The organism is Pseudomonas sp. B22129 (assembly GCF_044218875.1).
Lineage (GTDB): Bacteria > Pseudomonadota > Gammaproteobacteria > Pseudomonadales > Pseudomonadaceae > Aquipseudomonas.
This window is the reverse complement of the sequence record NZ_CP162592.1, coordinates 3,276,612-3,299,506: the sequence shown is the minus strand read 5'-3', so window position 1 is coordinate 3,299,506 and position 22,895 is coordinate 3,276,612. Positions and strand designations below refer to the sequence as shown.

Here is a 22,895-nt window from a genome sequence, read left to right as displayed (position 1 = left end):
CCCCTCGGGCTACGCCGGGAGTGCTGACAATAAAGGGGATAACCCCATAAAAATCTCGCTGAAAGCCGCCGCATAAAGACCCGCAGCCGACTTATCCTTTTCACACGATACAGTGAAGATGCGCTTTATGACTCACAGGTCACTCAATTTTGTGCGGTTTATGCAAAACCCGGCAACATTGCGCCCGCCCAAAACGACAACGGCCCACCCTGTTGCCAGGGTGGGCCGTTTGTTATTACGCCGATTACATACGGCTGAACAAGCTCAACTGGGAAATCTTCACAAAGGCCAGCTGCGAGGCCTGCAACATGGTTTGCTGCAGATTCAGGTCAATCGCCGCCTGGCCCAGGTCGACGTTGGCCAGGGAGTTCATGGTCGAGGTATTGGCCAAGCCCAGGCTGGTGTTCTCCTGGCCCTGGATATCCAGCGCATTCTGCCGCGCACCGATGGAGCCGCGCACCTGGTCGATCTGCGCTGAGGCATTGGCCAGGTTGGCGGTGGTGGTGTTCAGCACATCCTTGAGGTTGTTCTTGGCAACCTGATCACCATCTGCCGGCGTCAGCAGAGCCTTGCGCAATTGGCCCAAGGTATCCAGGGCATTCATGTTCTTGTTGCTGGTGGCGCCGACCGAAAACTGGTCCCCGGCGCCCGGCGTACCGCTGATGCCAAAAGTAACCCCGGCCGCCGTGATCGACGTCGCGCCCGCCGCGATGGTGCCGCTGGCAATGGCTTTGCTGTCGGCACTGTAGGGCTGGGCGAACACCTGATAATCGGTGCCACTGGTGAACTTGATGACCGCGCCTGCGTTGGGAAAGGTACTGGCGTAAGCCGCCTGATCGGTGACGCTGCCACCGGTCAGCTGCGCAGTGGACGCATTGCTGGCCGTGCGCGAAACACTGAAGCTGTCCGGCTTGCTCTCCAGCGTGAACGCCTTGCCCGCCACCAGCGCGTCAGAAGACGGACCACTTGCAACGTCCGCCCCCAGGTTCAGCCGGATGTCGAATTTGACCCCGCGCAGGTTGACGCTGGAAGCACCTTCCTTGGTGGAATCAAACGTGCCGTTGCCGGTGATTTCGGAGGTCACATCGTTACCGTCCTTGTCGGTCACGCTGTATTGGGTGCTGCTGGCGAAGGTCAGCTTATAAGGCTGGCCGTCGGCGAAACTCTTGGTGTAAGCGCTGCTTGAGGTCACCAGGCCCGCCGAAATCGAGACCTTGCCGTCGTTGACCGAGGGCGGCAACAGCGTGGCCTGGGTACGGCCTGCATTGGATGAACTCTCGAGCAAGGTCTTGCCGGTATCGCCGGCGGCGATCGACAGGTTGCTCGACACCTGCAGGCTCAACGGCGTTTCATCGCCCTGATAGCTGTAGGTGCCGTCATTGTTGCGGCTGTAAGGCGGCGTGTCGGTCTTGGCCCCGGAGAACATGTAATTGCCGCTGGAATCCTTGGAGTTGAGCAAGCCCAACACCTGGTCCTCGAGCGCGCCGACCTGGGCGGCAATCGCTTTGCGGTCATCGTTGCTCAGTTGCAGGTTACCCGCTTGCAGCGCCAGGCCCTGGGCGGTTTGCATCGCGGTGTTGATGCTCGCCAGCACGCTTTCTTCGTTGGTCAGCGAGTTCTGCAGGCTGGTGATGTTGCCGCTGTACTGGCCCAGCATGTCTTTTTGTTGCTGCAACAGCAGGAGCTGGGCGGCAGCGACAGGATCATCGGCGGCGGTCTGCACGCGCACACCGGAGCTCGCTTGGTCTTGAGCCTTCACCACGCCCGAATAGTTGTCCTGATACTTGCTGGAGCTGGTGTCGAAATACTGCTGTGTAGAGATACGCATCGTTCCAGACTCCTTTAAAGGGCGTTGATCAGTGTGCTGAAGGTTTCTTGCGCGGCCTTGATGATCTGCGACGACGCGGTGTAGTACTGCTGGAACTTGATCATGTCGCCCGCCTCCTCATCCAGGTTGACCTGGGACACCGAGTTGCTGGCCGCCTTGTTCGCCGCCAGCAAGGCGCCGGTGGCGGTGCTGTCGGTGTTGGCCTGGGCCGCTTTTGAGCCGACCTGGGACACCAGCCGGCTGTTGGCCGACACCAGGCTCACGCCCGCATTGCCATCGACCGCACCGACGGTGGCCTTGGTCTGCAACCCCAGCAATTGTTGAGCGTTACGCCCATCGGACGTCGCGCCGCTGTTGAACGAAAAGGTGGTGCTGTCGCCGTTGGCCGGTGCACCGGCCACGGTGGTATCGAAACCGAAGCTCTTGCCCGGGATCAACGCGCCGCTGGCGTCGCGCATCGGCACATTGACGGTGATCTTGTTGTCCTGGCCCGGGATGATGGTGCCGGTGCCGATGGAGTTGCCCTGGGCGTCGCTCAACGTGTAGGGCTGGGTACCATCTGCCGCCGGCTTGCCGAACACCATCTTCACGGGCATCGAGTTTTCGATCCCGGTGCGCAGTTGCGCCGTGGTGGCGCCGCCATTGATATCGATCGGCACGGTCAATGTCGGCGGCGTGAACGTACCGGTGCCGGTGTTGGTTTTGCTCGCGTTGCCGGCCAAAGGCCCGGCAAACGCGATCTTGTTCGGGTCCTTAAGGTCGGCCGAAATCCCGCTGGCGCCGTTGGCGGTCGGGCTGATCTTGAAGCTGTCACCGGCGGCAACCGGCCCGGCACCATTGAGCGCGAGGGTAAACCCGTCGATCACCGGCGGTGGCGTGGTCGTGGTGTCGAACGAACCCATGGCCTTGCCATCGGAACGCACCACGTTGTACTGGTTGCCGCTGGTGAAGGTGACCTTATAGTCGAAGGTCGACAGCTTGCTGCTGTCGGCAATCGTCACGTTCAGGTTGCCTGAGCCTGCGCTGTTGCCCGAAGCCGCCTGGCTGCGCTGGGAAATCGCCGTCGGGCTGTTGATGTTGCCAAACAGCGACGAACCGAAATCACCGTTCAAGTCCAGGCCTTGGCCCAACTGGCTGTTGACGCTGTCGGCCGTGGCGATGGCGATGCGGCCCAGGTCGTTGATGGCCGGCATCAGCACGTCATCGCGATAGCGCAACAGGCCGCCGATGCTGCCACCGGAGACCACCGAGCCGATGTCCATCGAGGTGTCGCCCACCTTCAGCTGGATCGTGTACTGGCTGTTGTCAGTCTTGCTCGGCACAGCAGAAATCGTATTGGCGATCCCGCCATCGACCAGGGACTGCCCGGTGCCCGTGGTCACGCTGAACTTGCCGTCTTTCTCGGTGGCCGTCACGCCGATCAGCTCATTGAGCGAACGCACCGCTTCGTTGCGTGCATCCAGCAGGTTGGCCGGCGCGCTGGTGGAAGAGCCCTGGGCGGTGGCGATTTGGGTGTTCAACGAAGCAATCGAGGCGGTCAGCTTGTTGACCTGGTCACTCATGGTGCCCAGTTGGCCGTTGATCGACTCTTTCTGCTGAGTCAGCTGCGTGGAAATCGAGTTAAAGCGGTTGCTCAAGGTCTGCGCGCTGGTCAGCAGCAATTGCCGGGCCGACACATCGCTGGGCGTGGCCGCAGCGGTTTGCAGCGAAGAGAAAAACGCGCTGAGCGCAGCCGACATGCCCGTGGACTTGTCCGACAGGGTCTTGTCGATTGCGGCGGCCTGGCCCGCGTAAGCCGTGGCATCACTGTTGAGCGCTGTGCTGCTCTGGTAAGCGGCGCCGAGGAAATCGTTATAGATGCGACGCACATCCGCCAGGGTCGTGCCGCTGCCGATGAACACCCCGCCGTACTGGTTATTGGCGCTGGCATTCTGGGTGGTCTGCTGGCGCGAGTATCCCGGGGTATTGACGTTGGCAATGTTGTTACTCAAGACCGACAACGAGCCTTGAGCGGCGTTTAGCCCTGACATCCCGATACTGAGCAAACTCATGATTCAGACCTTATAAATGAGTGGTCGCGCCCGCGGCAGCGTAATTCTGGTAACTGTTCATCGTTTTTGCGATCTGCGAAATCTTGCTGGCGTAGTCCGGGTCGGTTGCATATCCGGCTTTTTGCAACTCGCGTACAAACTGTTCCGGGTTGTCGGCTGACTTCACAACTTCTTTATAGCGATCATTGCTTTGCAGCAATGTCACCAGGTCATGGAAGCTGTCCTGGTAAGAGTTATAGGAACGGAATTGGGCCGTCTCCTTGACCATTGCCCCATCGCGAAACTCGCTGGTAATCGCACGGGCCTGGCCACCCTGCCAACTCTGGCCGGCCTTGATGCCGAACAGGTTGTGGCTGCTGCTGCCGTCCTCGGCGCGCATCACCGATTTACCCCAACCGGTTTCCAGCGCGGCCTGGGCTACCAGGTACTTCGGATCGACGCCGATACGTGCCGCTGCCGCTTTGGCCATCGGCAACATGGTGGCGACGAATTCGTCCTGGGAGCTGAAGGCTTTCTTCGCCGGCGCCAGCGGCGGCTGGGCGATGGCGCGGCCATACACCTGCATGCGTCCGCTCGGCACGGCGAGGCTGTGCGCGGCGCTGTTGATCACATTGTCGTCGGCGGCGCTGTTGCGCAGCGGCGCGGCTTTGGCGGCAGCCGCGTCAGTACTCGGCACAATCCCGGCGAGCAAGCGGTCAGTCAGCCGGCTCGGCAGAGAAATACGGCGCTGGTTCATCAACTCCATATCGTTGGCGTGCGCACTGGCACCTTCCGGCACGGCAACGCGGTAAGCCCACAGGGGACGCTGGCCATTGGAGCGGCCCAACGGCCCATTGGCCTGGGTGCCCGCAGCGATTTCAGTCGGCACATCGGCTTTCTTGGCCGGCGCATCAGCTGCCGGGCCCTGCAACGTGGCCGCCTGAGCATCCACCGGTTTGTTCTTCTGCATCTGGCGTATCAGCACGTCGGCCAAGCCGATACCGCCGCCTTCGCGAGACATCGAAACCGCCAGTTGCTGGTCGTACATTTCCTGGTACTGCTTGGCCGCCGGGGTGTTCAGCGGGTTGTCCTTGCCCAGCGCCTCGGTGGCCGAGCGCGCGGACTTGAGCATCTCGCTCAGGAACAGCGATTCAAACTCCTGCGCCACTTTGCGCACGTTGGCATCGCTGTTCTTGTCGGCGCCGACCTTAAGCTGGTTCAGCCGGTTCAGGTCGGAGTAAGACCCCGAGTCCGCCGTGCTGCTGACCCCACTCTTGCGCATATCCATGGCCATGGCCTCAGATCACAATCAGGTCGGCTTGCAAGGCGCCGGCCTGTTTCAACGCTTCGAGGATTGCCATCAAGTCGCCGGGCGCTGCGCCCACCTGGTTCACCGCACGGACAATCTCGTCCAGGGTGGTGCCGGGGCCGAACTTGAACATCGGCTTGGCTTCTTGCTGGGCATTGACGCGCGAGCGCGGTACCACGGCGGTCTGGCCGTTGGACAAAGGCCCAGGCTGGCTGACGATCGGGTCTTCGGTGATCGTCACCGTCAGGCTGCCGTGGGTCACCGCGGCCGGCGACACCTTGACGTTCTGGCCGATCACGATGGTACCGGTGCGCGAGTTGATAATGACTTTGGCCACAGCCTGGCCCGGGTCGACTTCCAGGTTTTCCAGAATCGACAGGTAATCCACACGCTGGCTTGGGTCCAATGGCGCAGTCACACGAATCGAACCGCCATCGATGGCCTGCGCCACGCCAGGGCCGAGCATGTCGTTGATCTTGTCGACCACGCGCTTGGCGGTGGTGAAGTCCGAACGGTTGAGGTTCAGGGTCAGGCTGTTGCCCTGGTTGAAACCGCTGGGCACGGTACGTTCCACCGAGGCACCGCCCGGAATCCGCCCGGCCGACGGCACGTTGACGGTGATTTTGGAACCGTCGCGGCCCTCGGCGTCGAAACCGCCCACCACCAGGTTGCCCTGGGCGATGGCGTAGACGTTACCGTCGATACCTTTAAGCGGGGTCATCAACAGGGTGCCGCCACGCAGGCTTTTCGAGTTGCCCATGGACGACACGGTGATATCCACCACCTGCCCCGGCTTGGCGAACGCCGGCAGATCCGCGCTGATGGACACGGCCGCCACGTTCTTCAACTGCACGTTGCCCGAGCCTGGCGGTACCTTGATGCCGAACTGCGAGAGCATGTTGTTGAAGGTCTGCAGGGTGAACGGGGTCTGGGTGGTCTGGTCACCCGTACCATTGAGCCCCACGACCAGGCCGTAGCCGATCAACTGGTTGGAGCGCACGCCGGAGATGCTGGCGATGTCTTTCAGGCGTTCGGCCTGGGCGACAGCGCTTAAGGAAAGCAGGAGCGCGGCCGCCATCAGCTGTTTGAGTTTCAAAATGGCCACCTAGAAAGGGAACAGCGGGCTAAGGAAGAACCGGTCGAACCAGCCCGGCTGACTCGCGTCAGCAAACGAACCCGTACCCGAATAGGTAATGCGCGCATCGGCGATTCGCGTCGAGGGCACCGTGTTGTCGGTGGAAATGTCATCGGCGCGGACCATGCCTGCGATACGCACCAGCTCGTCGCCGGTGTTGAGGGTCATCCACTTCTCACCGCGCACGGCGATGATGCCGTTGGGCAGCACGTCGGCCACGGTCACGGTGATCGAACCGGTCAGGCTGTTGCCCTGCCCTGCCGCGCTTTTGCCATTGGTGGCGCGGTCGCCGCTGTAGCCGGCATTGAGGCTCAGGTCACCATCACCCAGCGGGTTGTTGGTGGTCAGGCCGCCGCCGAACAACGACGTCAGGCCGATGCTGGTCTTGCTGGTCTTGCCGATCTGCGAGTTGGCGTTCTTGCTGGCCTGGGTCTTCTCGTTCAGGGTGATGGTGATGATGTCACCGACCCGGAATGCCTTGCGGTCGCTGTACAGGTTCTGTTCGAAACCGGCCTGGTAGATCGAGCCATTGTTGGCCGCCGCCGGCAATGGCGTGCGCGGCAACACCGGCGCGTAGTACGGGTCATTGGGCTTCGGCGTCGGGGCGACACAGCCCGCGAGCACAGCGATCCCACTCAATGCCAGAACAGAAACATAGCGATTCATGACCCTTACCTCACGGTGTTGCAGGCGCCATCAGTGGCACCCCATAGACTTGATTACAGATTCTGCGTTACGAACGAAAGCATCTGGTCGGCGGTGGAAATCACCTTGGAGTTCATCTCGTAAGCGCGCTGGGTGGTGATCATGTTGACCATCTCCTCAACCGTGCTCACGTTGGAGGTTTCCAGCGTGCTTTGCAGCGTGGTGCCAAAACCGTTCAGGCCGGGCGTGCCGATTTGCGGCGCGCCACTGGAAGCGGTCTCCAGGAACAGGTTGTTACCCATGGCCTGCAGACCGGCCGGGTTGATGAAGTCGGCGGTTTGCAGGTTGCCGATCACTTGCGACGCCGGGTTGCCGGCCACGGTGATCGACACGGTGCCGTCGGTGCCGACGGTAAAGGTCTTGGCATCGGCGGGAACGACCACCGCCGGCTCCAGGGCGAAGCCGTTGGCAGTCACGACCTGGCCATTGGAGTCCAGGTGGAAAGTACCGTCACGGGTGTAGGAAGTAGTGCCGTCCGGTTGCAGGATCTGGAAGAAGCCACGGCCGTTGATGGCCATGTCCAGCGGCTGGTTGGTTTGCTGCAGGTTACCGGCACTGAAATTCTTCTGGGTGCCGACGATCTGCACACCGGTACCCAATTGCAGACCCGACGGTAGTTCGCTGTCCTGGGTCGACTGGGCGCCTGGCTGGCGCTTGATCTGATAGAGCAAGTCCTGGAACTCGGCCCGGTCACGTTTGAAGCCCGTGGTCGAGACGTTCGCCAGGTTGTTGGAAATGGTGGTCAGGTTGGTGTCCTGCGCGGCCAAACCTGTTTTGGCAACCCATAGAGCCGGAAGCATAGTGTTCTCCTTCGTGCGCCTGTTTGTTGGCGCTGCGCTGCAAAATTAGTCTTCAGTGACGCTGCAATCAGCTCATCGCCAGCACGCGGGTCATGGCCTGGTCGTCTTCCTTGGCGCTGTTCATCATCTTGATGTGCAGCTCGAATTGCTTGGAAAGCGCCAGTACCGCCGTCATTTCTTCCACCGCGTTGACGTTGCTCGCCTGCAGGAAACCCGAGGTCAGCCGCACGTTCGCGTCGGCCTGTGCCGGCTGGCCATCCTTGGTGTGGATGGTGCCGTCCAGGCCCTTGGTCATGTTCTTGAGGTCGGGTTGGACCATCTTGATGCGGTCCACTTCAGCCATCACTCGCGGGCCTTCGCCCATAGCGCGGATGCTGATGGTGCCGTCGGCACCCACTTCGACTTTCTGCTCGGGCGGCACGGCAATCGGGCCGCCGTTGCCCATCACCGGCATGCCGTTGCCGGTACGCAGCACGCCGAGTGCATCGATGTTCATGCTGGCGCTACGCACATAGGACTCGCCGCCATCTGGGGTTTGCACGGCAATCCAACCGTTGCCGCTGACCGCCACATCCAGGTCGCGGCCGGTTTCGATCATGGCGCCGGGAGTGAAGTCCGTGCCGGGCCGCTCGGTCAGGGCAAAGGCCCGCGCCGGAAAGCTGTCACCGAACACCGGCATCGAACGCGCCTGCTCCAGGTCACGCTGAAAACCGTTGGTGGAGATGTTCGCCAGATTGTTGGCATGGGCCTTCTGCGCCAGAGCATTCTGGCTGGCGCCGGTCATTGCCACATAAAGGTACTTGTCCACGCTTTATCCTCTTTCTGACGGACGCTTGCCGCCCACCGCTGTACTGATGAGGCTTAAGCAATTTGCGGTCCAACTTTTTAAAAGAGGATGAAGCCCAGGCTGGGCGGGGGTTTGCGGGAAGGTGTGAGGATTTCAAGGCACTGGCAGAGTCGAAAAAACGGCGGACTACTGCCGCCTGCGGCAACGACACAAATCAAAGGTGGGAGCTGGCTTGCCTGCGATAGCGGTCGTTCAGCTGGCTCATGTGTCACTGATACACCGCTATCGCAGGCAAGCCAGCTCCCACAATTTCCCCCCAAGGGCGTCAGGTGGTTTACTTGTCGGCCTTGAGAATTTCGTAATCACGCAGCTTGTTGGCGATGGTCGTGTGAGACACGCCAAGGCGCTTGCCCAGTTGCCGACTGCTGGAATGCTCGGCGTACAAGGCTTCCAGCACCGCCTTCTCAAACCGCCCGACAATCGCTTCCAGGCCTCCCTCCAGCGAAAAATCGCCAAGCGGCTGACGCACGCCATAATCCGGCAAGCGAATATGCTCTGCCTTCACCATGCCACCGTCACACAGCGAAACCGCCTGAAACAGTACGTTTTCCAACTGCCGCACGTTACCCGGCCAATGGTAGTGGCTGAGCCGATCCATCGCCGCCGGCGCCAGTTTGGGCAACGGACAACCGATCTGCCGGCTGGCCTGGTCCAGAAAATGCTCAACCAACGGCGCCAATCCATCCAGGCAATCGCGCAGAGGCGGAATGTGCAGCGACAACACATTCAGGCGGTGATAAAGATCCTGGCGAAACTCGCCACGGGCACACAGCTCGGACAGGTCCACCTGAGTCGCGCAGATCACCCGCACGTCCAGATAGACCTCTTCATCACTGCCCACACGGCGAAAGCAGCCGTCCTGCAAAAAGCGCAGAAGCTTGACCTGCAACCGCGCGCTCATTTCTCCGACGCCGTCGAGAAACAACGTACCGCCCGCCGTCAGCTCCAGCAGGCCCAGCTTGCCTTCAGCCCGTGCGCCCTCAAACGCGCCGGGGCCGTAGCCGAACAGTTCGGTCTCGGCCATCGATTCCGGCAGGCCGGCGCAATTGAGTGCCATCAGCGGCGACTGCCCGCGCGGGCTGGCCAGGTGGCAGGCGCGAGCCAGCAGCTCCTTGCCGGTACCGGTTTCGCCTTCTATTAATAGTGGCGCGTCCAAAGGCGCCATGCGCCGGGCTTCGCGCACCACGGCGGCCATGACTTTGGAGCTCTGAAAGATGCTGTCGAAGCCGCGCAACTCCTGCTTGCGTACGTTGTAGATGCGCTCGCCCACGCGGTCGGCGCGGTGCAGGGTCAGCACGGCGCCAGCCATGGCTTCGCTGTCATCGTGTTCGGAAGATTGCAGCGGCGCGATGTCCGCCAGAAACACGTCACCCTTGACCTTGACCCGCAGGCCGTTGATCCGCGACTTGCTGGCGCGCACCAGCTCCGGCAAATCGAAATCCTCGGCATAGCGTGACAGTGGAATGCCGGGCACTTCGTCCACGCGCACCCCAAGCAACTGCGCCGCCGCGCGGTTGGCGGCGACGATGGAGCCGCCCATGTCGATGGACAGCACCGGAAACTCCAGAGCACCCAGCAACGCATTGAGCTCCATGTGCCGACGCTCACTGGGCATCAACCCTACCCGCTTGACGCCAAATACCCCGGCAATCGCCTCGAACTGCGGGCGCAACGCTTGAAACTGCATGTTCACCAGGTTCGGGCAAAACAGGTAGATGGCGTTGCCATGCTCGCCACCGACCTCGCCCTTGGCGACGTTGACGCCGTACTCAACCAACAAGTTGAGAATGTCCCGCAGGATGCCGATACGGTTCTGGCAGTGCACTTTGATACGCATGAAAAGGTCCGAAAAGTGGCAAGGCACCCCGACTTTTTGTGGTCGAGTGCAGATAGTCGTCAAGATTATGTGACAGCCTGCGACCTTTTCACAGCCCGACACATCGACCAACCGCACATTCGTAACGAAAACTTTACGAAAAGCTGTAAGTTTTCCTACAGCCTCCACCCGCAAGCCGATGGAATCCGCAGCCGTCCGCGTTATCAATAGGCACATCGCAGGACATAACAAGAACGAATGCCTAGCAGGAGAGCCGTATGAAGCAGACGCAATACGTGGCCCGCGAGCCCGATGCGAGTGGTTTTATCCACTACCCGCCGGAAGAACACGCGGTGTGGAACACCCTGATCACACGCCAACTGAAAGTGATCGAAGGCCGCGCCTGCCAGGAATACCTGGACGGCATCGACAAGCTCGGCCTGCCCCTGGACCGCATCCCGCAACTGGGCGAAATCAACACCGTGCTGGCCGAAACCACCGGCTGGCAAGTCGCCCGTGTACCGGCGCTGATCCCCTTCCAGACCTTCTTCGAATTGCTCGCCAGCAAACAGTTTCCGGTGGCGACCTTTATTCGTACTCGCGAAGAACTGGACTACCTGCAAGAGCCGGACATTTTCCACGAGATCTTCGGCCACTGCCCGCTGCTGACCAACCCTTGGTTCGCCGAATTCACCCACACCTACGGCAAGCTCGGCCTGGCGGCCACCAAGGAACAGCGTGTGTACCTGGCGCGCCTGTACTGGATGACCATCGAGTTTGGTTTGGTGGACACGCCGCAAGGTCGGCGCATCTACGGTGGCGGTATTTTGTCGTCGCCCAAGGAGAGCGTGTACTGCCTGTCGGATGAGCCCGAGCATCAAGCCTTCGACCCGCTGGAGGCGATGCGCACGCCATACCGCATCGATATTCTGCAACCGCTGTATTTCGTCCTGCCCGAGCTCAAGCGCCTCTTCGAAGTGGCGCAGGAAGACATCATGGGCATGGTTGAACGCGGCATGCAGCTGGGCCTGCACGCGCCGAAGTTTCCACCGAAGCCTAAAGCCGCGTGAACCTTACAACTTGAGGCCAACTGAGCCTTTTACCTGACCACGCGTTGCTTTAGGGTGACGCGACTGATCTTCAAACTTCAGGACACCTTTCATGACCACCTTGAACCAAGCCCACTGCGAAGCCTGCCGCGCCGACGCCCCGCAAGTCAGCGATGAAGAGTTGCCGGTACTGCTCAAGCAGATCCCCGACTGGAACATCGAAGTCCGCGACGGCGTGATGCAGCTGGAAAAGGTTTTCCTGTTCAAGAACTTCAAGTTCGCCCTGGCCTTCACCAACGCCATGGGTGAAATCTCCGAAGCCGAAGGCCATCACCCGGGCCTGCTCACCGAGTGGGGCAAAGTCACCGTGACCTGGTGGAGCCACTCCATCAAGGGCCTGCACCGCAACGACTTCATCATGGCCGCGCGCACTGATGAAGTCGCCAAGGATGCCGAGGGCCGCAAGTAATGCATTTCGACGCGATTGCCCGCGTACCCGGCGACCCGATCCTCGGGCTGATGGACCTGTACGCCCAGGACGCCAACCCGAACAAGTTCGACCTGGGCGTCGGCGTGTACAAGGACGACCAGGGCCTGACGCCGATTCCGCATTCGGTAAAACTTGCCGAGCAGCGCCTGGTCGACACACAGACCACCAAGACCTACATCGGCGGCCACGGTAACCCGGCTTTCGGCGCGCTGATCAGCGAGCTGGTGCTGGGCGCCGATTCGGCCTTGATCCGCGAACGCCGTGCCGGCGCGACCCAAACCCCGGGCGGCACCGGTGCGCTGCGCCTGAGTGCCGACTTTATCGCCCAAAACCTGCCAGGCCGTGGCGTCTGGCTGAGCAACCCGACCTGGCCGATCCACGAAACCATCTTTGCCAAAGCCGGGCTCAAGGTCAGCCACTATCCGTACGTGGGCGCCGACAACCGTCTGGATGTGCCCGCGATGTTGGCGGCCCTGTCTACCGTGCCAGAGGGCGACGTGGTGTTGCTGCACGCCTGCTGCCATAACCCGACCGGTTTCGACCTGTCCCGGGATGACTGGCGCCAGGTGCTGAACATCGTGCGCGAGCGCCACCTGTTGCCGCTGATCGACTTCGCCTATCAGGGTTTTGGCGATGGCCTGGAGCAAGACGCCTGGGCCGTACGACTGTTTGCCGCCGAACTGCCGGAAGTGCTGATCACCAGCTCCTGCTCGAAGAACTTCGGCCTGTACCGCGACCGCGTCGGCGCATTGATCGTGTGTGCAGCGGATGCCGAGAAGCTCACCGATGTGCGCAGCCAGCTTGCCAACACGGCGCGTAACCTCTGGTCGACGCCGCCGGATCATGGCGCGGCGATCGTCGCGACGATCCTTGGCGACAGTGAGCTGAAAAAGGTCTGGAGCAACGAAGTGGGGGCCATGCGCTCGCGCATTGCACACTTGCGGTCCGGGCTGGTGGAAGCGCTGGCGCCTCACGGGCTGGCCGAGCGGTTTGCGCATATTGGTGCGCAGCGCGGAATGTTTTCCTACACCGGCTTGAGTGCCGAGCAGGTCAAGCAGCTGCGCGAGAAACACAGCGTGTACATGGTGAGTTCGGGCCGGGCAAGTATGGCGGGCATCGACGCCACGCGGCTGACGTTGCTGGCACAAGCCATCGCGGATGTTTGCCACTGACGAAACCGAATCAAAACTGTGGGAGCGGGCTTGCTCGCGAAAGCGGTAGATCAGTCAACATATTGGGTGACTGACACACCGCTTTCGCGAGCAAGCCCGCTCCCACATTTGGACTAGGTCCGGCTTTAGCCTGTGACCACCTCGGCTTTCAACTGCGCCTCTTTCGCCTGCGCATCCGCCAACCGGTACAGCTCGATGCTCCCGTCCCAGTGCTCGATCAACGCCGTGCACGACTCCACCCAATCCCCGCAATTGAGATAATCCACCTCGCCCACCTTGCGAATCTCGGCATGGTGAATGTGCCCGCACACCACGCCATGCAACTCACGCTTGGTCACTTCATGGGCGATGGCTTCTTCGAAATCACTGATAAAGCTCACCGCCGTCTTCACCTTGTGCTTGAGGTAAGCCGACAGCGACCAGTAGCCGTAGCCATAACGCGCGCGCCAGTGGTTCAGCCAGCGGTTCAGTGTGAGGGTGAACTCGTAGGCCGAATCGCCCAGAAACGCCAGCCAGCGATGGTAGCGGGTGATCACATCAAACTGGTCGCCGTGGATCACCAGCAAATGCCGGCCATCGGCAGTGACGTGCACCGCCTCATCCACCAATTGGATGTTGCCCAGGATCAGCTTGGAATAGCGGCGCAGGAATTCGTCGTGGTTACCGGTGACGTAGATCACCTCGGTGCCGCGCTTGGCCATGGTCAGCAGGCGACGGATCACGTTGGTGTGGGCCTGGGGCCAATACATGCCGCCACGCATTTTCCAGCCGTCGATGATGTCGCCCACCAGGTAGACCTTATCGGCATGGTAGCCCTTGAGGAATTGCGACAGGTGTTCGGCCTGGCAATCCCGGGTGCCCAGGTGCACGTCGGAAATCCACAGGGTACGAACCCGTTGTTTGCGGCTGGGTTTGGCGAACTCGGCACTGGTCATGGGCATCCCTCGACGGTGTTTTCGCGAGCTTGCGCCCCGGCAGTTAATAGCCCATGACAACTTCGCGTCAGTCTGATGACAGCGCTCAAAGCTCGCGAAGCGTTGTAGACTGGCGGCCTGCAGCCCAGGAGACCGTGATGAGCCCGACCCTCACACTGCGCCACTACATCGAAGCGCCCCTCGCCCACAGCCACGACCATGCGCAGCTGGTGTTCGGCCTGTCCGGGCACCTGGATCTGGAAGTGGATGGCCGTGGCAGCCAGGTGCACGAAAGCAGCGTGATGATTTTGCCCTTCTCGGCACACCATGCCTGCGGCAGCCGCGACGGTAGCCGTTGCCTGGTGCTGGATGTGCCCACCGAACACTGGGTGCTGCAATCGCTGGGCGAACATGCCGATGCCAGCCGCCGCCTGCTCGATCAACCTGCGCGGCTGACGCTGGACTCGCGACAAAGCCAGTTGGTGCAATGGCTGGCGCACAGCCCGGTGGATGACCCGCTGATTGTCCAGCAAGGCGCCGTGCTGTTGCTGGCCAGCCTCAACCATCCCCTGGCCCAGCCGCTGCCGGGGCGGCGTCTGCCCTATGCGGCGTTCAACGCACATATCGAGCGGCACGCCGCGCACCCGCTGCAGGTGGCGGACCTCGCGCGGCTTGCCGACCTCTCCGTAGCGCGTTTGCATGCGCGCTTCATGGCCGAATGCGGGCAGACACCGATGGACTACATCCGCAGTCATCGCCTGAAAATGGCCTTGAAGCTGCTGCGAGAAACGCCCCTGCCTATCGGCGAAGTCGCCGACCGCGTCGGCTACAGTTCGCAAAGTGCGTTTGCCGCGGCGATGCTGCGTGAGTTTGGCGCCTCCCCCGGCGCACTGCGGCGGGCGTCATAGGAAGAGCCTCGCGATAAAAATCGCGAGCCGGACGACAGACGCTCCCCCCCGCCACGCTCTAGACTGCGACTTCTGACACCCCGCAGCTTCAAGGATCGCAATGACTCCCCGCTCAGCCCTCGGCGCCCTGCATATCGGCGCATTGATGTTTGGCCTCACCGGCGTATTCGGCAAGCTGGCGGCCGCGTCGCCGGCCATTATCGTGTTTGGCCGCGCCGCCTTTGCCGTCGTCGCCCTAGCGGTATTTGCGCGGTTTGCCAGTAATGCGCCCTGGAAACAACTGGAGATGCGCGACTGGCGCCGGCTGCTGATCAGCGGCGTGCTGCTGGCGGCGCATTGGGTGACGTTTTTCATTGCCGTCAAAGTCGCGGGCGTGGCGGTGGCCACCCTCGGGTTTACCGCCTTCCCGGCCTTTACCGTGATCCTTGAAGGGTTGATCTTCCGCGAACGCATTCGCGCCAACGAAGTCGTGCTGGTGGCCTTGGTTACCGTTGGCCTGGTGCTGGTCACGCCGGACTTCAACCTCGCCAGCGAAGCCACGGGCGGGTTGCTGTGGGGCATCGCGTCGGGGCTGTTGTTCTCTTTATTGTCATTGAACAATCGCGCCAGCGCCGGGCGGATTCCGGCGGTGCAAGCGGCGCTGTGCCAGAACGTGGTGGTCGCCGTCTGCCTGTTGCCCGTGGCAGCGCCAGGGCTGGCGGAGGTGCGCACGATTGACTGGTTATGGATCGGGCTGCTCGGGGTGTTCTGCACCGGCGTGGCCCACAGCCTGTTTGTCGCCAGCCTCGCGGTGATCAAGGCGCGCACTGCGTCGGTGGTGTTCGCCATGGAGCCGCTTTACGGCATCACCGTGGCCTGGCTGCTGTTCGCTGAAACCCCGACCTTGCGCATGCTGCTCGGCGGCGCGCTGATCATCGTCGCCATCGTGCTGTCCGGCTTGACGGGAGGCGCCAGCCAGGCCAAGCAACCGGCGGCCACCGCCTGATCATCACACCGTGCGGTCGTTGTGCCCCAGGTTCCGCTGCGGGTCGATCTGATCACGCACGCGCTGCTTGAGCACCTTGGCCTCCGGAAAGCCACCGTCCGCCTTGCGCTCCCAGATCTGCACACCATCGCAGGTGATGCGGAACGCACCGCCGGTGGCCGGTTCCAGCGCCACGCGGCCCAGGTCGTCGCTGAAGGTGCTCAATAATTCCTGAGCCAGCCACGCCGCGCGCAGCAACCATTGGCACTGGGTGCAATAGGTGATGACGATTTCGGGTTTGCTTGCAGACATAATTTGAGAGGCTCCTGGCATAACAGGCTCGGTGGATCGGGTGGCTATAATACCGGCCTTTATCGCCCAGCCCCGAGATTCATGATGCGCCGCCTGCTGTCCTGCCTGTTTCTGTGCCTGATCCCCCTCCTCGCCGACGCGGTTGAAGCACCCCGCCCGAAAATCGGCCTGGTGCTGTCCGGCGGCGCCGCCCGTGGCCTGGCGCATATCGGCGTGCTCAAGGCCCTTGAGGAACAAGGCATCCAGATCGACGCCATTGCCGGTACCAGCATGGGCGCGGTGATTGGCGGGCTGTATGCGTCGGGCTACAAGATCGATGAGCTTGAGAAACTGGCGCTGAATATCGACTGGCAGCAGGCGCTATCCGACGCGCCGCCACGGGAAGACGTGCCGTTTCGGCGTAAACAGGATGACCGGGATTTCCTGGTCAAACAAAAGCTCAGCTTCCGCGACGACGGCAGCCTCGGCCTGCCACTCGGCGTGATCCAGGGTCAGAACCTTGCCCTGCTGCTGGAAAGCATGTTCGCCCACAGCAGTAACACGCGGAACTTCGACAAACTGCCGATTCCGTTTCGCGCCGTGGCCACCGACATCACCACGGGTGAAAAAGTGGTGTTCAACAAGGGCCACCTGCCCCAGGTGATTCGCGCCAGCATGTCGATCCCGGCCGTATTCGCCCCGGTGGAACTGGACGGCCGGCTGTTGGTGGACGGCGGCATGACCGACAACATCCCGCTGGATGTGGCGCGGGAGATGGGTGTCGACATTGCCATCGTGGTCGATATCGGCACGCCGCTGCGCTCACGTAAACAGTTGAACACCGTGGTGGACGTGCTGAACCAATCCATCACGCTGATGACCCGGCGCAACTCCGAAGAACAACTCAAGGCGCTGCACCCCAAGGACGTGTTGATCCAGCCGCCGCTGGCGGCCTACGGGGTGACGGACTTCGGGCGCGCCAAGGACATGATCGATGCCGGTTACCGCGCCACCCGTGCCCTCGACCTGCGCCTGGCCCATCTGCGCCCAGCCCAACCGATCGACCCGGAACTGGTGGCCGCACGCACCCCGGGGGAACGCACCCCGGTGATCACCGCGATCAAAGTGGAAAACGACTCCAAAGTCAGCGACGACGTGATCCGCTACTACATCCGCCAGACCCTGGGCGAGCCGCTGAACCTGGGCCGCCTGCAAACCGACATGGGCACCCTGTACGGGCTGGACTACTTCGAGCAGGTGCAATACCGCGTGGTGAAAAAAGGCCAGGACAACACCTTGGTGATCAGCGCACGCGGCAAACGTGCCGGCACCGATTACCTGCGCCTGGGCCTGAACCTGTCGGATGACATGCGCGGTGACAGCGCCTTCAACCTCGGCGCCAGCTACCGCATGAACGGCATCAACCGTCTCGGCGCCGAGTGGTTGACGCGGGTGCAGATCGGCGATCGCCAGGAGCTCTACAGCGAGTTCTACCAGCCGCTGGATACCGGCTCACGCTACTTTGTCGCGCCCTATATCAGTGCCCAGGCGCAGAATGTTGAACTGATTCTGGACAACGACCCCATCTCCGAATATCGCCTGGAACGTTACGGTTTTGGCTTGAACGTGGGGCGGCAGATCGGCACCAGCGGCGAAATCCGCTTCGGCGTCGGCGAAGCCTGGGGCAAGGCGGACGTGCGCATTGGCGACCGCGACCTTCCCAGCGTGAGCTTCAGCGAAGGCTTTTATGAGCTGAAATACTCCTTCGACTCCCTGGATAACGTGTACTTCCCCCATACGGGCGAAGACATCGGCCTGGCCTTTCGTGAATTCGAACCCGGCCTGGGTTCGGACCAGCGCTACCGTCAATGGGAGTTCAAGCTGGACAAGGCCATGAGCCACGGCCCGGACACGCTGATACTGGGCGGCCGTTACGGGCGCACCCTGGACAAATCCGACGTGGTGATTTCCAGCTTCCTGCTGGGTGGTGCGCGGCAGCTGTCAGGCTTTCGCGAAGATGCTATTTCGGGGCAGAACATCGCCCTGATGCGCGCGGTGTACTACCGTCGGCTGACGCCTCGCTCGTACCTGCCGCTGGACTTCCCGCTGTACCTGGGGGCCTCGGTGGAACGGGGCCGGGCGTGGAACAATGACAACCAGTTCGACAGCGGATATATCAACGCTGCGAGTATTTTCTTGGGGTTTGATACACCGTTGGGGCCGCTGAATTTCAGCTACGGGTTCAATGATGCCAATGAGCAGGCGGTGTATTTGAACCTGGGTCAGACCTTCTAAAACCCCGAACACGGAACCAAATGGGGGAGCGGGCTTTTTGTGGCGAGGGAGCTTGCTCCCGCTGGGGCGCGAAGCGGCCCTAAAGAAATAATCGCGTTTTGTCCACATAGACCAGGGTGACTGGCTTTGGGGCTGCTACGCAGCCCAGCGGGAGCAAGCTCCCTCGCCACAACGAGCCCTCCCGACAGGATCAGGGTTTTTCCAGGTTCGCCAGAATGTGCCCATGCACGCGCATGCACACGCTCAAGTCTGCTTCATCAACACCCACAAACAACTCATGGCGCAGGGCCGTGGCAATGGTTTCAATCTGCTCGATCAATGGCCGGGCCGTGTCACACAGCAAAATACGCTTGGCGCGGCGGTCTTCCACCACCGCCTGGCGCTGCACCAGGCCCTGGCCTTCCAGGCTGTCGAGCAGCCGGGCGAGGGTCGGCCCCTCCACTCCAACGCTTTGCGCCAATTCCCGCTGGGTCGGTGCATCATCGAAACGGGCCAGGTGCAACAGCACCAGCCAACGTGCCTGGGACAACCCCAGCCCCGCCAGGCGGCGGTCCAGCTCGGCGCGCCAACCTCGCGACATTTGCGCCAACTGCATGCCAAAACGGTGTTGATCGGTTAACGACATAAAAAACTCATTTTTTAGACTGAAAATAAAGTGTGGCTAATTATTAGTCAGCTAAGCATGAGCCATGCCAGTAGGCAAGTGTCGCTATGTACTGATTCGTTACATTGTCGCAATTGGCGCACTAAATTTCGAATTCGGACTGCAAAGCAGCACGCACACAGTACAAAACGCCCTCTGGAACGCGCCCGGTAAACAGCGGCGCGATCTCCGTAACTGCTGGCAATTCGCCTTCCCCATCAAGGAAGGCATCCTGAATTTCACCCAGCAGATCTTCAGGCAGATCAAGGGCTTGCTCCAACGACAACTGCTGTTTGCCGATGGATTCGGCGAGCAAGGTGTACACGTTCTTTTCCGAGCATTGCAGTTGGCCAGCAATCTGGATCGGGGTCATGCCCGCGCGCGCCAGACTGATCAGCTCGTGGCGAATATCGGCCACTTCCTTCGGCGCTTCGGCCTGCCCGCCGAGCACTTCGAGGAAGGCCTGGCCGTAACGTTCCAGCTTGCGTGCACCGACGCCGCTGACCCTGGCCATCTCGGCCATAGTGGTCGGCTGTTCACGCAGCATCTCCAGCAAGGTGGAGTCGGGGAAAATGACGTAAGGCGGCACGCTGTGCTCCTGCGCCAGTTTGCGCCGTAGGGTGCGCAAGGCTTCCCACTGTTCGCGCTCTTCGCCACGCACCAATTGGCTGGCCTGGCTGGTGCTGCTGCTCTTGGCGGTGGTTTGCGGCTTGAGGTCGCGGCGCAGCTCAAGGCTCACTTCGCCCTTGAGCAACGGCCGGCAACTGTCATTCAAGCGCAGCCCGCCATAGCCTTCGATGTCGATGTCGACCAGGTTGCGCGCAACCATTTGCCGGAACAACGAGCGCCATTCGCCTTCAGCGCGGGCCTTGCCAATGCCGTAGACCGAGAGCTTTTCGTGGCCGAAGCTGCGTATTTTTTCGTTGTCCTTACCCAGCAACACATCCACCAGGTGGCCCACGCCGTAGCGCTGGCCGGTGCGGTGAATGGCGGACAAGGCCTGCCGCGCTGGCTCGGTCGCATCCCAGGTTTGCACGCCATCGGTACAGTTATCGCAGTGCCCGCAAGGTTCAGGCATGTCCTCATCGAAGTACGCCAGCAGCGTTTGCCGGCGGCAGCGGGTCTCTTCACACAGCGACAGCATGGCATCGAGCTTGTGTTGCTCCAGACGCTTATGGCGCTCGTCGCCCTCGGAGTTTTGCAACATCTGCTTGAGCATCACCACGTCTTGCAGGCCGTAGACCATCCAGGCATCTGCCGGCAGACCGTCACGACCGGCCCGACCGGTTTCCTGGTAATAAGCCTCAAGGGATTTGGGCAGGTCCATGTGCGCAACAAAACGCACGTTGGATTTGTCGATGCCCATGCCGAACGCGATGGTGGCCACCATGATCAAGCCTTCCTCGTTGAGGAAGCGCTTCTGATGAGCCGAGCGCGTTTCGTTGGGCAAACCCGCGTGGTACGGCAGCGCCGGGTAGCCCTGCTCGCACAGGAATGCGGCGACCTCATCGACCTTCTTGCGTGACAGGCAATAGACGATGCCCGCATCGCTGCGCCGCTCGGACAGGAAGGCCAGCAATTGCTTGCGCGGCTGCTCCTTGGGCACGATGCGGTAGAAAATATTCGGACGGTCGAAGCTCGACAGGAAGCGCTCGGCATTCTGCAAATGCAGGCGCTCGACGATTTCTTCGCGGGTCCGTTTGTCGGCAGTGGCGGTCAGCGCGATGCGTGGCACGTCGGGGAACAGCTCGGCGAGTTGCCCCAGCTGCAAATATTCACGACGGAAATCATGGCCCCATTGCGACACACAGTGAGCTTCGTCGATGGCGAACAGCGCAATTTCCAGGCTCTGCAGGAAGGCCAGCATGCGCGGCTGCACCAGGCGCTCGGGGGCCAGATAGAGCATCTTCACTTCGCCGCGCTTGATCCGCGCCGCCAGGTCGCGCTGCTGCTCGGCGCTGAGCGTGGAGTTCAAGGACGCAGCGGCAACCCCCAGTTCTTCAAGGGTGGCCACCTGATCGTCCATCAATGCAATCAACGGCGACACCACCACCGCCAAGCCATTACGCAACAGCGCCGGAACCTGGAAGCACAGCGATTTGCCGCCGCCGGTAGGCATCAGCACCAGGGCATCACCGCCACTGGCCACGCGCTCAATGATCGCACCCTGGCGGCCACGAAAACTGTCGTAGCCGAAGATGTCCTTGAGGACGCGTTGAGCCTGCTCGAGCATGTAAAACTCCAAAATGGTGCCGAAATCCCTCTGTACAGGCTGGCCGAAAAAACACCGGGTCACGGGAAATAATCCGTAAGCGAAGTTTTCCCGGGGTGGCGCTCGGCCTGCAGGGGCATCACAAAACGCGGCAGTATACCCGAGCAACCTTCGGCAAAGGGCACCGCTGACGAATTGCAGCCCGTCTCTAAAACCTGGCAAATCTGCATGGCGGCTGGCCTGGGCGCTCAAGAACGCCTAGAATTCAGCATCGTTTATTCCCAAGGTAATCCGTCAATGTCCTTCGCTGAGCAACTAACCCGCCTGCAAGCCTTCCTCGACGCCGATGAGCTGCATGACGAGGCGCTGGACTACGTGGCCGCCCACGGCTATCTGACCGCCCTGTCGATCTGTTCCGACATCGTGCCGGACCGTGAGTGGATCGACGCCCTGTTCGCTGAAGAACCCCATTACGCCGACGCCGCCCAGCGCGAAGAAATCGAATCCACCCTGCTGGCCCTCAAGGCCCACATCGGTCGCCAACTGGCCTCCGACGAAGAGTTCGAACTGCCTTGCGAGCTGGACCTGGGCGAAGAGCCGGACGACTCCGACCTGCGCGGCTGGTGCATCGGTTTCATGGAAGGCGTGTTCCTGCGTGAAGCCGCCTGGTTCGAAACCGCCGAGGAAGAAGTCAGCGAAATGCTGCTGCCGATCATGGTCGGTTCGGGCCTGTTCGACGACCAGCCGGAATTCTCCGACATCGCCGCCGACGCCAACCTGATGGACGACATGATCGTACAGATCCCGGAAGCCCTGACCGCGCTGTACCTGCTGTGCAACGCACCTGATGAAAAACCGGCGATTCTCAAGCCACGTCACCACTGAGTCGTTTGCCCGTGACACCCATGGGCAACCGCTCGCTGCTCCTGCGCTACGGGCTGCTGGCCATCGGCTGGCTGAGCGTAGCGTTGGGAGTGATCGGCATCTTCCTGCCGGTGCTCCCGACCACGCCTTTCCTTCTGCTCGCCGCCGCCTGCTTCGCTCGAAGCTCCCCACGCTTTTACCAGTGGCTGGTCGAACACCCGCGCCTGGGGCCGTGGATTCGTGATTATCTCGACGGCAATGGCATTCCGCTCAAGGGCAAGGTCTACGCCATTGGCCTGATGTGGCTGAGCATTGGTTTCTCCTGCTACCTGGTGCCCCTGCCGTGGGCACGCGGGTTCATGTTGACCAGCGCTGTACTGGTGACGATCTACATTCTGCGTCAGAAAACCCTGCCTCCCCGCGAACGATAGGACCTGGCTTTTGTGGGAGCTGGCTTGCCTGCGATGCAATCACCTCGCTGCATCAGTTGCACTGCAGCGATGCTATCGCGGGCAAGCCCGGCTCCCACACAAGCTGCTCCCACAAAAGCCACGCACACGACCTTGGTCGACACTGACTAACCCCAGGCATCATGCGAGACTGTCCAACCGGGCCTGGAATGC

The 22,895-nt window shown here is 61.5% G+C and carries 20 protein-coding genes; 8 read left to right on the top strand and 12 right to left on the bottom strand.

Annotated elements, in window-relative coordinates:
• Window positions 1–244: 244 nt before the first annotated feature.
• The 8 genes from AB4P94_RS15170 to AB4P94_RS15135 form a co-directional block, all read right to left on the bottom strand.
• On the bottom strand, window positions 245–1,828 hold the full coding sequence (locus AB4P94_RS15170) for a flagellar hook-associated protein 3 (protein ID WP_395611205.1): 1,584 nt from the start codon (window positions 1,826–1,828) through the stop codon (window positions 245–247).
• Window positions 1,829–1,842: 14 nt separating this feature from the next.
• Window positions 1,843–3,879: a flagellar hook-associated protein FlgK gene (gene flgK / locus AB4P94_RS15165; RefSeq protein ID WP_395611204.1), complete on the bottom strand. Its 2,037-nt coding sequence runs from the start codon at window positions 3,877–3,879 to the stop codon at window positions 1,843–1,845.
• Between the two features lie 10 nt (window positions 3,880–3,889).
• Window positions 3,890–5,152 (bottom strand): flagellar assembly peptidoglycan hydrolase FlgJ, encoded by a 1,263-nt coding sequence (gene flgJ / locus AB4P94_RS15160; protein WP_395611203.1) that lies wholly within the window; start codon window positions 5,150–5,152, stop codon window positions 3,890–3,892.
• A gap of 4 nt (window positions 5,153–5,156) precedes the next feature.
• Window positions 5,157–6,266: a flagellar basal body P-ring protein FlgI gene (locus AB4P94_RS15155; protein ID WP_395611335.1), complete on the bottom strand. Its 1,110-nt coding sequence runs from the start codon at window positions 6,264–6,266 to the stop codon at window positions 5,157–5,159.
• A gap of 6 nt (window positions 6,267–6,272) precedes the next feature.
• Window positions 6,273–6,968, bottom strand: a complete 696-nt coding sequence (gene flgH, locus AB4P94_RS15150) for a flagellar basal body L-ring protein FlgH (RefSeq protein WP_395611202.1) — start codon at window positions 6,966–6,968, stop codon at window positions 6,273–6,275.
• Window positions 6,969–7,021: 53 nt separating this feature from the next.
• Window positions 7,022–7,807, bottom strand: a complete 786-nt coding sequence (gene flgG, locus AB4P94_RS15145) for a flagellar basal-body rod protein FlgG (protein WP_395611201.1) — start codon at window positions 7,805–7,807, stop codon at window positions 7,022–7,024.
• Window positions 7,808–7,874: 67 nt separating this feature from the next.
• Window positions 7,875–8,615: a flagellar basal body rod protein FlgF gene (locus tag AB4P94_RS15140; RefSeq protein WP_395611200.1), complete on the bottom strand. Its 741-nt coding sequence runs from the start codon at window positions 8,613–8,615 to the stop codon at window positions 7,875–7,877.
• Between the two features lie 313 nt (window positions 8,616–8,928).
• Window positions 8,929–10,491: a sigma-54-dependent transcriptional regulator gene (locus tag AB4P94_RS15135; RefSeq protein WP_395611199.1), complete on the bottom strand. Its 1,563-nt coding sequence runs from the start codon at window positions 10,489–10,491 to the stop codon at window positions 8,929–8,931.
• A gap of 257 nt (window positions 10,492–10,748) precedes the next feature.
• Here AB4P94_RS15135 and phhA point away from each other — a divergent pair, with 257 nt between their 5' ends.
• The 3 genes from phhA (at window position 10,749) to AB4P94_RS15120 (ending at window position 13,181) form a co-directional block, all read left to right on the top strand.
• Window positions 10,749–11,540, top strand: a complete 792-nt coding sequence (gene phhA / locus AB4P94_RS15130; protein ID WP_395611198.1) for a phenylalanine 4-monooxygenase — start codon at window positions 10,749–10,751, stop codon at window positions 11,538–11,540.
• Between the two features lie 91 nt (window positions 11,541–11,631).
• Complete coding sequence (locus AB4P94_RS15125) at window positions 11,632–11,988, top strand: 4a-hydroxytetrahydrobiopterin dehydratase (protein ID WP_010208721.1); 357 nt, start codon at window positions 11,632–11,634, stop codon at window positions 11,986–11,988.
• Window positions 11,988–13,181 (top strand): amino acid aminotransferase, encoded by a 1,194-nt coding sequence (locus tag AB4P94_RS15120; protein ID WP_395611197.1) that lies wholly within the window; start codon window positions 11,988–11,990, stop codon window positions 13,179–13,181. Before AB4P94_RS15125 ends, AB4P94_RS15120 begins: the two co-directional genes overlap by 1 nt.
• Window positions 13,182–13,306: 125 nt before the next feature.
• Here the strand turns inward: AB4P94_RS15120 and AB4P94_RS15115 are convergent, their stop codons facing one another.
• Window positions 13,307–14,116: a UDP-2,3-diacylglucosamine diphosphatase gene (locus tag AB4P94_RS15115; RefSeq protein WP_395611196.1), complete on the bottom strand. Its 810-nt coding sequence runs from the start codon at window positions 14,114–14,116 to the stop codon at window positions 13,307–13,309.
• A gap of 137 nt (window positions 14,117–14,253) precedes the next feature.
• Here AB4P94_RS15115 and AB4P94_RS15110 point away from each other — a divergent pair, with 137 nt between their 5' ends.
• Entirely contained in the window at window positions 14,254–15,003 is a 750-nt protein-coding gene (locus AB4P94_RS15110; protein WP_395611195.1) for an AraC family transcriptional regulator, read from the top strand.
• Between the two features lie 100 nt (window positions 15,004–15,103).
• Window positions 15,104–15,988: a DMT family transporter gene (locus AB4P94_RS15105; protein WP_395611194.1), complete on the top strand. Its 885-nt coding sequence runs from the start codon at window positions 15,104–15,106 to the stop codon at window positions 15,986–15,988.
• Between the two features lie 3 nt (window positions 15,989–15,991).
• On the opposite strand, the gene AB4P94_RS15100 is transcribed toward AB4P94_RS15105, so the two are convergent.
• A complete protein-coding gene (locus AB4P94_RS15100) occupies window positions 15,992–16,279 on the bottom strand; it encodes a SelT/SelW/SelH family protein (RefSeq protein ID WP_395611193.1) in 288 nt (95 codons plus the stop codon).
• A gap of 84 nt (window positions 16,280–16,363) precedes the next feature.
• On the opposite strand from AB4P94_RS15100, the gene AB4P94_RS15095 reads away from it, so the two are divergent.
• The gene (locus AB4P94_RS15095; RefSeq protein WP_395611192.1) at window positions 16,364–18,553 is read left to right on the top strand and encodes a patatin-like phospholipase family protein; all 2,190 of its coding nucleotides are present in this window, start codon (window positions 16,364–16,366) and stop codon (window positions 18,551–18,553) included.
• Between the two features lie 190 nt (window positions 18,554–18,743).
• Here the strand turns inward: AB4P94_RS15095 and AB4P94_RS15090 are convergent, their stop codons facing one another.
• Both AB4P94_RS15090 and recQ read right to left on the bottom strand, forming a co-directional pair.
• The gene (locus tag AB4P94_RS15090; protein ID WP_395611191.1) at window positions 18,744–19,178 is read right to left on the bottom strand and encodes a MarR family transcriptional regulator; all 435 of its coding nucleotides are present in this window, start codon (window positions 19,176–19,178) and stop codon (window positions 18,744–18,746) included.
• A gap of 121 nt (window positions 19,179–19,299) precedes the next feature.
• On the bottom strand, window positions 19,300–21,429 hold the full coding sequence (gene recQ, locus AB4P94_RS15085; protein ID WP_395611190.1) for a DNA helicase RecQ: 2,130 nt from the start codon (window positions 21,427–21,429) through the stop codon (window positions 19,300–19,302).
• A 276-nt stretch (window positions 21,430–21,705) separates the two neighbouring features.
• Between recQ and AB4P94_RS15080 the strand changes: the two genes are divergently transcribed.
• A complete protein-coding gene (locus AB4P94_RS15080) occupies window positions 21,706–22,293 on the top strand; it encodes a UPF0149 family protein (protein ID WP_395611189.1) in 588 nt (195 codons plus the stop codon).
• Between the two features lie 20 nt (window positions 22,294–22,313).
• Window positions 22,314–22,703 carry a YbaN family protein gene (locus tag AB4P94_RS15075; RefSeq protein WP_395611188.1) on the top strand — a complete coding sequence of 130 codons (390 nt, stop codon included), beginning with the start codon at window positions 22,314–22,316 and terminating at the stop codon, window positions 22,701–22,703.
• Window positions 22,704–22,895: the final 192 nt, after the last annotated feature.